The 12590-nt window shown below is 72.8% G+C and carries 11 protein-coding genes; 6 read left to right on the top strand and 5 right to left on the bottom strand.

The annotated features are described in order from the left end of the window. The first annotated feature begins 14 nt into the window (after positions 1 to 14). Entirely contained in the window at positions 15 to 1307 is a 1293-nt protein-coding gene (locus tag ACUXPL_RS09530; protein WP_010079369.1) for an ABC transporter ATP-binding protein, read from the top strand. 27 nt (positions 1308 to 1334) lie between these two features. Here the strand turns inward: ACUXPL_RS09530 and ACUXPL_RS09535 are convergent, their stop codons facing one another. Genes ACUXPL_RS09535 through purU form a run of 4 tightly spaced genes read right to left on the bottom strand, consistent with a single transcriptional unit; the run spans position 1335 to position 3845 of the window. Continuing rightward, positions 1335 to 2177 carry a D-isomer specific 2-hydroxyacid dehydrogenase family protein gene (locus tag ACUXPL_RS09535; protein WP_454183474.1) on the bottom strand — a complete coding sequence of 281 codons (843 nt, stop codon included), beginning with the start codon at positions 2175 to 2177 and terminating at the stop codon, positions 1335 to 1337. Beyond that, positions 2141 to 2329: a hypothetical protein gene (locus ACUXPL_RS09540; RefSeq protein ID WP_454183476.1), complete on the bottom strand. Its 189-nt coding sequence runs from the start codon at positions 2327 to 2329 to the stop codon at positions 2141 to 2143. Before ACUXPL_RS09540 ends, ACUXPL_RS09535 begins: the two co-directional genes overlap by 37 nt. A 33-nt stretch (positions 2330 to 2362) precedes the next feature. Beyond that, positions 2363 to 2884 (bottom strand): gamma carbonic anhydrase family protein, encoded by a 522-nt coding sequence (locus ACUXPL_RS09545; protein ID WP_454183478.1) that lies wholly within the window; start codon positions 2882 to 2884, stop codon positions 2363 to 2365. A 55-nt stretch (positions 2885 to 2939) separates the two neighbouring features. Then, complete coding sequence (gene purU, locus ACUXPL_RS09550; RefSeq protein WP_036314586.1) at positions 2940 to 3845, bottom strand: formyltetrahydrofolate deformylase; 906 nt, start codon at positions 3843 to 3845, stop codon at positions 2940 to 2942. 178 nt (positions 3846 to 4023) lie between these two features. Here purU and ACUXPL_RS09555 point away from each other — a divergent pair, with 178 nt between their 5' ends. Continuing rightward, positions 4024 to 5568, top strand: coding sequence for a hypothetical protein (locus tag ACUXPL_RS09555; protein WP_454183480.1), 1545 nt, complete (start codon positions 4024 to 4026; stop codon positions 5566 to 5568). 105 nt (positions 5569 to 5673) lie between these two features. Here ACUXPL_RS09555 and ACUXPL_RS09560 read toward each other — a convergent pair whose 3' ends face one another. Next, positions 5674 to 7188, bottom strand: a complete 1515-nt coding sequence (locus tag ACUXPL_RS09560) for a catalase (protein ID WP_180536945.1) — start codon at positions 7186 to 7188, stop codon at positions 5674 to 5676. A 227-nt stretch (positions 7189 to 7415) separates the two neighbouring features. Between ACUXPL_RS09560 and glyA the strand changes: the two genes are divergently transcribed. The 4 genes from glyA (at position 7416) to ACUXPL_RS09580 (ending at position 12578) form a co-directional block, all read left to right on the top strand. Then, a complete protein-coding gene (glyA, locus tag ACUXPL_RS09565) occupies positions 7416 to 8696 on the top strand; it encodes a serine hydroxymethyltransferase (protein ID WP_180536946.1) in 1281 nt (426 codons plus the stop codon). Positions 8697 to 8703: 7 nt separating this feature from the next. Then, the gene (locus tag ACUXPL_RS09570; protein ID WP_180536947.1) at positions 8704 to 9615 is read left to right on the top strand and encodes a bifunctional methylenetetrahydrofolate dehydrogenase/methenyltetrahydrofolate cyclohydrolase; all 912 of its coding nucleotides are present in this window, start codon (positions 8704 to 8706) and stop codon (positions 9613 to 9615) included. Between the two features lie 128 nt (positions 9616 to 9743). After that, positions 9744 to 10730: an ABC transporter ATP-binding protein gene (locus tag ACUXPL_RS09575; RefSeq protein WP_454183483.1), complete on the top strand. Its 987-nt coding sequence runs from the start codon at positions 9744 to 9746 to the stop codon at positions 10728 to 10730. Positions 10731 to 10733: 3 nt separating this feature from the next. Then, on the top strand, positions 10734 to 12578 hold the full coding sequence (locus ACUXPL_RS09580; protein WP_454183485.1) for an ABC transporter permease: 1845 nt from the start codon (positions 10734 to 10736) through the stop codon (positions 12576 to 12578). Positions 12579 to 12590: the final 12 nt, after the last annotated feature.

The raw sequence follows: 12590 nt of genomic DNA on the forward strand, positions 1-12590 counted from the left end.
GAAAGGATCCCCCGATGGCCTCCATCACCCTGAACCACATCGACAAGACCTACGACGACGGCTTCCACGCCATCAAGGACGTGAACCTGGAGATCGAGGACGGCGAGTTCGTCATCCTCGTGGGCCCCTCCGGCTCCGGCAAGTCCACGCTGCTGCGCATGATCGTGGGCCTCGAGGACATCACCGACGGCGAGATGCTGATCGACGGCCGCCGCGTGAACGAGGCGGCCCCCAAGGACCGCAACCTCGCGATGGTGTTCCAGAACTACGCGCTGTACCCGCACCTGACGGTGTACGAGAACATCGCCTTCCCGCTGCGGCTGATCAAGGAGAACAAGCCCTCCGAGGAGGAGATCGACCGCAAGGTGCGTGACGCCGCCCGCGTGCTCGAGCTCGAGGACCACCTCGAGCGCAAGCCCGGCAACCTCTCCGGCGGCCAGCGTCAGCGTGTGGCCATGGGCCGGGCGATCGTGCGCGAGGCGGACGCGTTCCTCTTCGACGAGCCGCTGTCCAACCTGGACGCCAAGCTGCGCGGGCAGATGCGCGCGGAGATCTCGCAGCTGCAGCGCCGCCTGGCCACCACCTCCGTCTACGTGACGCACGACCAGACCGAGGCCATGACCCTGGGCGACCGGGTGGCCGTGCTCAAGAAGGGCGAGCTGCAGCAGGTGGCCAGCCCGCGCGAGCTCTACGAGCAGCCGCTCAACCTGTTCGTGGCCGGCTTCATCGGCTCGCCGTCGATGAACTTCCTGCCCGCCTCGCTGAAGCAGAAGGAGGGCGGCCACGTGCTGTCCTCGCCGATCGGTGACATCCCGGTGCCGCCCGAGAAGGCCCGCGCCGCCGAGGGGCGGGACATCGTCTTCCTCGGCCTGCGGCCGGAGTTCTTCGAGGACGCCGAGCTCGTGGAGGACAGCCGCCGCGACCAGGGCTCCACCTTCGACGCGACGCTCACGCACCTGGAGTGGCTGGGCCACGAGCAGTACGGCTACATCGAGTTCGATCCGGACCCGGCCGTGGCCGAGATGCTCTCCTCGCTGGCCAAGGACCTGGACGCGGACGAGCTGCGCCCCGTCGTCGTGGCCACCCTCTCCGGCGAGTCCCGCGCCCGGCCGGGCACGCCGACCCGCCTGTGGGTGGACACCACGCGGGTGCACCTGTTCGACCCGACCACCGGTGAGAACCTCACCCGCGACCCCGAGGTCGGCGCCGAGCTGACCCGCCGGGCCGCCGAGGAGCGCCGCCGCCAGATCGAGATGGCGGCCGAGCGTGACGCCGCCGAGCACGAGGCGGACGCGCCGCGCCGCTGAGCCGGCGCCGCGGACGCTGGGGGCGGGTCAGTACCCGCCCTCGGCGTCCACCAGGCCCTCCAGCTCCGTCCCGGCCGCGCGGGCCCGCAGGTTCCGCTCGACCCGCGCGTGGAGCAGCGGGACGCACATCTCCGGGGTGTCCGCCGTGTGCGGCGTGATGAGGGCCCGTTCCTCGGTCCAGAGCGGGTGGCCCTCCGGCAGCGGTTCGGGGTCGGTGACGTCCGTGCCGTAGCCGTGCAGCCGACCCGCCGCGAGGGCGTGGACGACGGCGTCCGTGTCCACCAGCGTCCCGCGGGCGATGTTCACGAGCACGGCGTCCTCGTCCAGGAGGGCGAGGCGGTCGGCGTCGAACATGCCGCGGGTCTCCTCGGTGGCCGCCGCGGCGATCATCACGACCTGCGCACTGGGCAGGACCTCGTCAAGGCGGCCGGTCGTGACCGTGCAGTCCGCGCCGGGCACGTCGCCCGCGCGTCGGCGGACCGCGGTGACGCGCACGTCCCAGGTCTTGAGCAGGCGGATGTACTCCTGTGCGATCCCGCCGCCGCCCACGACGACGGCGTTCAGGCCGTTCAGGGTACGCCCGGAGGACGGGCCCCACGCGGTGGCGCGGACGCGCGCGGGCAGGTCCCGCAGCAGGGCCAGGGTGAGCAGCAGCGCATGCTCGGCCACCGGCGGCGCGTACGTGCCCTTGGCGGACGTCCACACGATGTCCGGGCGGCTGCGCACGAGCGGGACGAACGGCTCGATCCCGGCGAACGGGAGCTGCACCCAGCTCACGTGGGGGTGGGCGGCCAGGGCCGCGGCGAGCGCGTCGACCGGGATCGGGCGGACCATCAGCAGGGCCGTGGCGGAGGTGTCGCCCTCGGCCACGGCGGTGCCGCCGACGTGGCCACGGCCTGCTCGGCCAGCCGCCGGGCGTGGGCGTAGGGGGTGTCGGCGACGTCCTGCGCCGCGGGGAGGATGAGCAGGCGCTCGGGGACGTCGTCGGGTCGGGTGCGGGGGAGAGTGGAAGTGGTGGGCATGGTGCCCACCGTCCCACATCCTCCGGGCCCGGTTCAGCCGGCGACGGCGTCCCGGTGCGCGGCGGACAGCCGCAGGTAGGTGGCCGCGTTCTTCTTGAGGCCCTCCCGCTCCTCGTCCGTGAGGGGGCGGCGGACCTTCGCGGGGACGCCCGCCACGAGCGAGCCGGCCGGGACCTGCGTCCCCTCGAGCACCAGGGCGCCGGCGGCCACGAGCGAACCGGCGCCGATGACCGCGCCGTTCATCACCGTGGCGGACATGCCGATCAGGCAGCCGTCCTCCACGGTGGCCCCGTGCACCACGGCGGAGTGGCCCACGGAGACGCCGGCGCCCAGGGTGCATGGGAAGCCCTCGTCCGCGTGCAGGACCACGTTGTCCTGCAGGTTGGTGCCCGCCCCGACGCGGATGGGGGCGGAGTCACCGCGGGCGGAGACGCCGTAGAAGGCCGAGGAGCGCTCGGCCATCTCGACGTCGCCGGTGATCGCGGCGGTCGGGGCGAGGAAGACGGACTCGTGGATGCGCGGGGTGGCACCCGCGACGGTGATGATGTGGGCCATGCCACCAGCCTAGGCGGGCCGGACGACGGCGCCGCGTGGCGCCGTCGTCCCGGGATCAGCTGAAGACGACGGTCCGCCGGCCGTCCGCGAGGACGCGGTGCTGGGCGTGCCAGCGCACGGCCTGCGCGAGCGTGGAGCCCTCGACGTCGCGGCCGCGGGCCACGAAGTCGGCGGCGGTCTGGGCGTGGGTCACCGGCTGCACGGACTGCGCGATGATCGGGCCCTCGTCCAGGTCGGCGGTCACGTAGTGGGCGGTGGCGCCGATGAGCTTCACGCCGCGTTCGTGCGCCTGGTGGTAGGGGCGGGCGCCCTTGAAGGAGGGCAGGAACGAGTGGTGGATGTTGATGGCCATCCCGGCCAGGTCCCGGCACAGCTCGTCCGAGAGGATCTGCATGTAGCGGGCCAGCACCACCAGCTCGATGTCGAACTGGGCGATCAGGTCGCGCAGCCGGTCCTCCGCGGCCTCCTTGGAGTCCCGGCTCGAGGGGTCCTTGGAGACGGGCACGTGGATGAAGGGCACGCCGTAGAAGGAGGCGAGCGGCTGCAGGTCCAGGTGGTTCGAGACCACCACGGGGATCTCGATGGGCAGGGTGCCGGCGCGCTGCTGGAAGAGCAGGTCGTTGAGGGTGTGCCCGTCCTTGGAGCACATCACGAGGGTGCGCATGCGCTGCGCCGCGTCCCACAGGCCCATGCGCATGCCGAACTCCTCGCGCACCGGCGCGAGCGCCTGCTCGATGTCCTCCCGCGTGGCCGGGGTCACGAACTCCACGCGCATGAAGAAGTCGCCGGTGTCCGGGGAGTCGTACTGCTGCGACTCGGTGATGTCCGCCTCCACGCCCAGCAGGGCGCCCGTCACGGCGTGCACGATGCCCTTGCGGTTCGTGCAGGCCAGCGTGAGCACGCGGGCGTGCTCCGCGCCGGAGGCGGGGGAGGGACTGGGGGAGAGGGCTGCCGTGTCCATGGCGTCGATGGTAGGCGGTGCCGGCCGCGCGGAACCGCGGGATGACGGGGCTGATCCCTGGTCGGGGGGCCGGGCCCCGTGTCATCCTCAAGACCAGGTTCCCCGCCGCGCGGCGGCGGGGAAGGCACGACGCGGCGCCCGGCCCGGCCGGCCGCCCCAGACGACCGAGGAGCACCCCATGCCACAGTCCACCCTCTACTGGATCATCGCGGCGATCATCGTCGTGCTGCTGATCCTGATCATCCTCTCGGTGATCGCCTCCCGCCGTCGTCGTGAGGCCGAGGCCGAGGCCGCCGAGACCCGGCTCGAGCGCCGGGGCGTCAGCGCGGACACCGCGGGTGAGCGGGCGGCCGCCCCCGCGGCCCCGACCCGCCTCTCCCGCCTGGACGAGGTGGCGGCCGAGGAGGACGCGCGCCCCGCGGCCGCGGTGAAGCCCGCCGGGGCTCCGGCTGCGTCCGAGACCGCCGCGGCGGACCGCGAGACCGACGAGTCCGTGGCCGGTGTGGCCGGCGGTGCGGGGGTGACCGTGGACCAGCAGGACGCCCCGCGCACCGACGCCACCGCTGGGACCTCTCGCCCCACCGCGACTCCGGCCACCCGGGGCACTCTGCGCCCCGCCGCGGCGCCGCCGAGCACGGCGCGCGAGGCGGACACCGTGGGCCTGGGCGCGGCAGGTGTGGCCGGCGGCTCCGGCGTCACCCTGGATGAGCAGACGCCCGCGGCCGACGTCCCGGCGACCCCGGCCTCCCCGTCCCCGGTGACCGAGACCCCCGCCCCGGCGGCACCGGCCGCCGCGGCACCGGATCAGCAGAGCCACCTCACCCCGGCTCCCGAGCACGTGCCCGGGACCGTCCCCGCCGACCAGGTCGCCGCCGAGCACACCCCCACCAAGGAGTTCGCCACGGACGCGATCCCCGCTCCGCAGGGCGAGCACCTCGAGACGCACACGGTCGCCACGACCGCGCACGGCTCGGTCACCGTCGTGGCCACCGAGTCGGACCAGGCCCAGCAGAACGGCGCCGACGGGACGGAGCGCTCGGCCGCCGGGTCCCTGCGCATCGACGGCACGCCCGGCGTGCCCGGTCGCGTGGCCGAGGCGGGCCGCGAGCCGGCGCGCACCGACGACCACCGCGCGGACGCCGCGCAGCCGGCGGCGGTCGAGCCCGCAGTCGAGCGCCCTTCCCTCGAGGCCGCCCCGGCCACCCGTCGGGCCGAGGCCCCGGAGACCCACGCCGGCACCACGCCGGCCACGCCCCTGGGCGGCGCCCCGGAGCTGGATCCGACCGCGGCCTCGTCCGGCCGCGCGGAGGACGCCACCCCGGCGACCCGCCGGGAGGCCCGCGCCGCCCAGTCGGCGGCGGCCGCCGGGACTGCTGGGACCGCTGAGACCACCGCGCCGACGTCGTCGACGCCCTCGACGGTGGCCCCGGACACCTCCACCTCCTCCGCCCCCACGGATGAGGAGCCCGCCGAGGACGACACCGAGGGCGCCGCCCTCCCGGATCTGCGGGCGGACCGCGACGAGACCCGGGGATCGGACGCCGGGGGCGAGTCGAAGCTGGCCCAGGCCGGCGCCGTGGCGGCCTCCGCGTTCGAGACCGTGCGTGACAAGGTCGCCATCCCGCTGCGGGACAACGTGGCCGTGCCCGCCAAGGACAAGGCCGTGAAGGTGGTCAAGGACAAGCTGGCCCAGGCGCAGGAGCGCCGCTGGGGCAAGCACTGACCGAGGCATTCGCCCCACAACGACGGCGGCCGCCCCCTCGTGTGAGGGAGCGGCCGCCGTGCGTTCAGCGGAGCGCGCGCGGGCGTCCGCCGGGGGAGGGAGCCGTCAGATGCGGGCCTCGCCGCCGGCCTCGACGCCCGGGATGCCGTCGCCCTCGTGGCGCTTGACCTCGTCCTCGATGCGCTGGCCGATCGTGGCGTCCACGTTCTTCCAGTACTCGAAGGCGCGGGCCTGGACGTCCTGGCGGACACCCTTCAGCGCGCCGGCCACGGTCTCCACGAAGTCGTCACGCTCCTGGTCCGAGAAGACCTCGCGGACGAGGGTGCCGGCCTGGCCGAAGTCGTCGTCGTCCGCGCGCAGCGCCTGGGCCTCGCGGGTCAGGGTGCCGTCGGCCTCCCAGCCGTCGTCCACCGGGCCGGTCTCGTCCGACCAGGAGTCACCGTTGGAGTTCGGCACGTAGGTGGAGCGGTCGCCGGTGTGGTCGTACCACATCTGGCCGTCGAAGGCGTAGTTGTGCACCGCGTTCTTCGGGCGGTTCACCGGCAGCTGGTTCACGTGGGCGCCCACGCGGTACAGCTGGGCGTCGTGGTACGCGAAGGCGCGGCCCAGGAGCATGCGGTCCGGGGAGAGGCCGATGCCCGGCACGGTGTTGCTCGGGCTGAACGCGGCGGACTCGATCTGCGCGAAGTGGTTCTCCGGGTTGCGGTTCAGGGTCAGCGTGCCGACCTTGATGCGCGGGTAGTCCTTCTGGGAGATCGTCTTCGTCAGGTCGAAGGGATTGAACCGGTAGGTCTTGCCCTCCTCGTAGGGGATCGCCTGGATGTAGAGGTCCCACTTGGGGTGGTCGCCCTTGGCGATGGACTCGAACAGGTCCTGGCGGTGGAAGTCGGCGTTCTCGCCGGCCATCTTGGTGGCCTCGTCGTTCGAGAAGTTGTGCACGCCCTGCTGGGAGATGAAGTGGTACTTCACCCAGTGCTTCTCGCCCTGGGCGTTGACCCACAGGTAGGTGTGGGAGCCGTAGCCGTTCATCTCACGCCAGGTGCGGGGCAGGCCGCGCGGGCCCATCAGGTAGGTCACCTGGTGCGCGGACTCGGGGTTGTTGGTCCAGAAGTCCCACTGCATGGTGGCGTCGCGCAGGCCGGAGTCCGGAAGGCGCTTCTGCGAGCGGATGAAGTGGGTGAACTTCATCGGGTCGCGCAGGAAGAAGACCGGGGTGTTGTTGCCGACGAGGTCGTAGTTGCCCTCTTCGGTGTAGAAGCGCAGCGCGAAGCCGCGCACGTCGCGCCAGGTGTCCGGGGAGCCGAGCTCGCCGGCCACGGTGGAGAAGCGCAGGAGGGTCTCGGTCTTCGTGCCGGGCTGGAACACGAGGGCCTTGGTGTACTTCGACACGTCCTCGGTCACCTCGAACTCGCCGAACGCGCCGGAGCCCTTGGCGTGCGGGCGGCGCTCCGGGATGTTCATGCGGTTGAAGTGCTGGTGGGTCTCCAGCAGGTGGGTGTCGTGCAGGACGATGGGCCCCTCGCTGCCCACGGTCAGGGACTGGCGGTCGCTGACGGCCGGGGCGCCGTTCTGGCGGGTGGAACCGGTCGCGTGCGGGGTCGTCTTCTGGTACTCCGTCATGGAACTCTCCTTCGTCGATCGACGTCGGCCGCGCACCGATCGGCGCGGTGGGCGGCGTCACCCCCGATCTTGGCATATTTCTGAATCAGTCAAAAGAACCGTGTGCCGGGGTCGGCCGCCGGGGCCGTGGGCCGCCGTCGCGCAGGCCCGACGACGGCGCCCGGTCACTAGGATGGAGGGCACCGGAGCCTTCCGGCCGCACAGACCCCCGTTCGAAGGGAACCCCCGTGACGCAGACGCCCGACATCAACACTCAGCCCCTCGCCGAGGTGGACCCGGAGATCGCCGCGGCGCTCGCGGACGAGCTCGGCCGCCAGCGGGGCACGCTCGAGATGATCGCCTCGGAGAACTTCGTGCCGCGCGCCATCCTCGAGACGCAGGGCTCGGTGCTGACCAACAAGTACGCGGAGGGCTACCCGGGCCGCCGCTACTACGGCGGCTGCGAGTTCGTGGACGTGGCCGAGAACCTGGCCATCCAGCGCGCCAAGGAGCTGTTCGGCGCCGAGCACGCCAACGTCCAGCCGCACGCGGGCGCCCAGGCCAACGTGGCCGTGATGACCTCGCTGCTGGACCACGGGGACACGATGATGGGCCTGTCCCTGGCGCACGGCGGCCACCTGACACACGGCATGAAGCTGAACTTCTCCGGCAAGAACTACAGCATCGCCGCGTACGAGGTGGAGCCCGACACCCACCGCATCGACATGGACAAGGTGCGCGAGAAGGCCCTCGAGGCCCGGCCGAAGGTGATCGTGGCCGGCTGGTCTGCCTACCCCCGTCAGCTCGACTTCGCCGCCTTCCGCTCGATCGCGGACGAGGTCGGCGCCCGGCTCTGGGTGGACATGGCCCACTTCGCCGGCCTCGTGGCCGCCGGCCTGCACCCGAACCCGGTGCCGCACGCCGACGTCGTCTCCTCCACCGTGCACAAGACCCTCGCCGGCCCCCGTTCGGGCTTCATCCTCTCCACCGAGGAGCTGAAGAAGAAGATCGACTCCGCCGTGTTCCCGGGCCAGCAGGGCGGCCCGCTGATGCACGCGATCGCGGGCAAGGCCGTGGCCTTCAAGATCGCGGGCTCCGAGGACTTCAAGGAGAAGCAGGAGCGCACCCTGGCCGGCGCGCAGATCCTGGCCGAGCGCCTGACCGCCCCGGACATGGCTGAGCACGGCATCTCGGTGCTCACCGGCGGCACGGACGTGCACCTGGTCCTGGTGGACCTGCGCGAGTCCCAGCTGGACGGCAGGCAGGGCGAGGACATCCTGCACGAGGTCGGCATCACGGTGAACCGCAACTCGGTGCCGTGGGACCCGCGTCCGCCGATGACGACCTCCGGCCTGCGCATCGGCACCCCCGCGCTGGCCTCCCGCGGCTTCGGCGAGGCCGAGTTCCGCGAGGTGTCCGACGTCATCGCCGAGGCGCTGAAGCCGAGCCCGGACGTGGAGGCGCTGCGCGCCCGCGTCGTGAAGCTCACCGAGGACTTCCCGCTGTACGACGGCCTCGAGGGCTGGTGAGCCGCCGATGACCGCGAAGGTCCTGGACGGCAAGGCCACCGCCGCCGCGATCAAGGAGGAGCTGCGCGGCCGCGTGGCCGCCCTCGCCGAGCGCGGGCACACCCCGGGCCTCGGCACCCTGCTCGTCGGCGAGGACGCCGGCTCGCAGAAGTACGTGGCGGGCAAGCACCGCGACTGCGCCGAGGTGGGCATCGAGTCCATCCAGCGTGAGCTGCCCGCGGACGCGACGGAGGAGCAGATCCTCGACGTCGTGCGCGAGCTGAACGAGGACCCGGCCTGCACGGGCTACATCGTCCAGCTGCCGCTGCCGAAGCACGTGGACACCCAGAAGGTGCTCGAGGCCATCGACCCGGACAAGGACGCGGACGGCCTGCACCCCATGAACCTGGGGCGGCTCGTGGCCTCGGTCGGCGGCGAGCTGGACTCGCCGCTGCCGTGCACCCCGGCCGGCTGCGTCGAGCTGCTGCGCCACCACGGTGTGGAGCTGGCCGGCAAGCACGTGCTCGTGATCGGCCGCGGCGTGACCATCGGCCGGCCCGCCGGCCTCGTGCTCACCCGCCGCGAGGTCAACGCCACCGTGACCTTGGCCCACACCGGCACCACGAACCTCGACGAGCTGCTGGCGAGCGCCGACGTCGTGATCGCCGCCGCCGGCTCCGCCCACATGGTGAAGCCGGAACAGGTCAAGGAGGGCGTGATCGTCCTGGACGTGGGCGTCTCCCGCGTGACCGGGGAGGACGGGAAGTCCCGCGTCCTGGGCGACGTGGACCCGGCCGTGAAGGAGAAGGCGGCCTGGATGGCGCCGAACCCGGGCGGCGTCGGGCCGATGACCCGCGTCATGCTGCTGGCGAACGTCGTCGAGGCCGCCGAGCGCGCCGCCGACGGCGAGGACTGGGCGGGGGAGCGGGCCGGAGCCTGACCTCTCCCCGCCCCGCGACGAACCCTGCGATATGGCCCCCATCCACCCCGGATAGGGGCCATATCGCAGGGTTCGCCGCCGAGGGGCGGCACGCGTCCGGGCGGGCGGTGCGCCTATGCTGTCGCCTTGTGAGTCACACCACTCTGCCCGCCTCCCCGGCCCCCGCCTCCGTCATCCGTGCCCGTGGGCTGCGCAAGCAGTACGGCGACTTCCACGCCGTGAAGGGCATCGACCTGGACGTGCGCCCCGGCGAGTGCTTCGGCCTGCTCGGCCCCAACGGCGCGGGCAAGTCCACCACCATGCGCATGCTCGCGGGCACCTCGCAGCGCACCGCGGGCGAGCTGACCATCCTGGGCATCGACCCGGAGGAGGACGGGCCGGCCGTCCGTGCGCGCCTGGGCGTGGTGCCGCAGCAGGACAACCTGGACGAGGAGCTCACCGCCCGGGAGAACATCCTGATCTACGGCCGCTACTTCGGCCTGCCCTACTCGTACCTGCGGCCCAAGGCCGAGGAGCTGCTGGCCTTCGCCCAGCTCACCGAGAAGGCGGACGCCAAGGTCACCGACCTCTCCGGCGGCATGAAGCGCCGGCTCGTGATCGCCCGCGCCCTGGTCAACGAGCCGGCCCTCTTCCTCCTCGACGAGCCCACCACGGGCCTGGACCCGCAGGCCCGCCACATCCTGTGGGACCGCCTCTACCGGCTCAAGGAACGCGGCACCACGCTGCTGCTGACCACGCACCACATGGACGAGGCCGAGCAGCTGTGCGACCGGCTCGTCGTGGTCGACGGCGGCGAGATCATGGCCGCCGGCACCCCCGCCGAGCTCATCCGCGAACACGCCTCCCGCGAGGTCCTCGAGGCGCGCTTCGGCGCGGACCGCAACGAGGCCGCGGCCCGCACCGTCCAGGCCCACGTGGGTGACGGCGTCGTGCACCGCGTCGAGGTCCTCCCGGACCGCGTCCTCGTCTACGCCCGACGCGCGGACGACCTGCACGACGTCGTGCAGCGCCTCGTCGACGAGGGCGCCCTGGCCGCCCCCGTCACCACGCTGACCCGCCGCGCGAGCCTCGAGGACGTGTTCCTCATCCTCACCGGCCGCACCCTGGTGGACTGACCCGTGCCGTCCCCCACCACGCCCGCCGGGCCGCTGCGCCCGCCGCACACCGCCGCCGAGTCCGCGGAGCGCGTGAAGCGCCGCGGCGCCCTGTACTTCGCCGAGCACCAGCTGCGGAACATGCGTCGCTACGGCGCGGTGCTGCTCGTCGGGGCGCTCGGCGAGCCCGTGCTCTACCTGCTGGCCATGGGCCTGGGCCTGGCCCAGCTCATGGGCGGCGGGATGCCGCAGGACGCCCTGGGCGGCGTCTCCTACGTCGCGTTCATCGCCCCGGCGCTGCTGGCCTCGGGCGCGTTGATGACCGCGTCCGTCGAGTTCTCCTACCCGGTGATGGGCGGGTTCCAGTGGCAGCGCACGTACTACGCGGCGCAGGCCACGCCGCTGTCTCCGGCGCAGATCGCCCTGGGCCACCTCGCGGCGGTGAGCCTGCGGTTCGTGTTCCAGGCCGCCGTGTTCCTGCTGGTGATGCTGGCGTTCGGCGTGGTCTCGAGCCCGTGGGCGTGGGTGCAGGTCCTCACCGCCACGCTCGGCGGGCTCGCCGTCGGCGCGCCGATCATGGCGTTCGCCGCCTCCCTGAAGGAGGACAAGGGCCAGTTCGCCACCCTGCAGCGGCTCGTGGTCATGCCCCTGTTCCTGTTCTCCGCCACCTTCTACCCGCTCGAGGCGCTGCCGGTGTGGCTGCGCTGGATCGGCTGGCTCTCCCCGCAGTGGCATGCCGCCCAGCTCGGCCGCGTGCTCTCCTACGGGATGGCCGAGCCGGTCTGGCTCACCGTGGTGCACGTGGCGTTCCTGCTGGCCCTCGCGCTCGGCGGGGCCTGGCTCGCGGTGCGGATCTACACGCGCCGCCTCGGCTGGATCCGAGGCACCCCGGACCGCGACGCCGTCACGGCCGCCCGCCGGGACCGTGCCCCGCGCCTGGGCCGCCGTGCCGCGCACACCGGGGCCGCCCGCGCCGACGTCGCACCCGCCGCCGCGCAGGCAAAGCCGGCCGCGCCGTCGTCCTCGGTGGTGCGGGAACACGCCGTCGCCGTGCCGCCCATGCCCGAGATCCCCGTGCGCCGCGGCCCGCTGGCCGGCGCCTACTCGGGCAACGTGCGCGCGGTGATGGAGCGGGCGTTCCTCTCCCTGAAGTCCAACAACTGGGTGGTGTTCTTCTCCGGCTTCTTCGAGCCCGTGCTCTACCTGGCCTCCATGGGCCTGGGGCTCGGCGCGCTGGTCGGCGACGTGGCCGGCCCGGACGGCACCCCCGTCCCGTACGGCATGTACCTTGCCCCCGCACTGCTGGCGGTCTCGGCGATGAACGGCGCCATCTACGACTCCACGTGGAACGTGTTCTTCAAGCTGCGCTACGCGAAGACGTACCAGACCATGCTCTCCACCCGGCTGGGCCCACTGGACGTGGCCCTCGGGGAGATCGCGATGGCGCTGCTGCGCGGGCTGATCTACGCGGTCGGCTTCCTGATCGTCATGACCGTGGCCGGGCTCGTCACCTCGTGGACGGCGCTGCTCATGATCCCCGGCGCCCTGCTCGTGGCGCTGGGCTTCGCCTCCCTCGGCATGGCGGTGACGAGCTGGATGAAGACGTTCCAGCACATGGACTGGATCCAGATCGTGCTGATGCCCATGTTCCTGTTCTCGGCCACGTTCTTCCCGCTCGCGGTCTACCCGGAGCCGATCCAGTGGGTGATCCGCGTGTTCCCGCTGTGGCACGCGGTGGAGCTGATGCGTGCGCTCGCGGTGGGCGTGCTGAGCTGGGCGACCGCCGGCCACGTCCTCTACTTCGTGGTGATGGCCGGCGTCGGGGTGTGGCTCGCCGCCCGTCGGCTCGGCGCGCTGTTCCTGCGCTGAGGGCCCCGCGGG

The organism is Micrococcus sp. 140720015-1 (genome assembly GCF_053627595.1).

What these genes read in the sequence shown, in the direction of transcription:
- ACUXPL_RS09530 (WP_010079369.1), top strand. Translation starts at nt 15, where the DNA reads ATGGCCTCCATCACCCTGAACCACATCGACAAGACCTACGACGACGGC.
- ACUXPL_RS09540 (WP_454183476.1), bottom strand. Translation starts at nt 2,329, where the DNA reads ATGCCCACCACTTCCACTCTCCCCCGCACCCGACCCGACGACGTCCCC.
- purU (WP_036314586.1), bottom strand. Translation starts at nt 3,845, where the DNA reads ATGGACACGGCAGCCCTCTCCCCCAGTCCCTCCCCCGCCTCCGGCGCG.
- ACUXPL_RS09570 (WP_180536947.1), top strand. Translation starts at nt 8,704, where the DNA reads ATGACCGCGAAGGTCCTGGACGGCAAGGCCACCGCCGCCGCGATCAAG.
- ACUXPL_RS09560 (WP_180536945.1), bottom strand. Translation starts at nt 7,188, where the DNA reads ATGACGGAGTACCAGAAGACGACCCCGCACGCGACCGGTTCCACCCGC.
- ACUXPL_RS09555 (WP_454183480.1), top strand. Translation starts at nt 4,024, where the DNA reads ATGCCACAGTCCACCCTCTACTGGATCATCGCGGCGATCATCGTCGTG.
- ACUXPL_RS09545 (WP_454183478.1), bottom strand. Translation starts at nt 2,884, where the DNA reads ATGGCCCACATCATCACCGTCGCGGGTGCCACCCCGCGCATCCACGAG.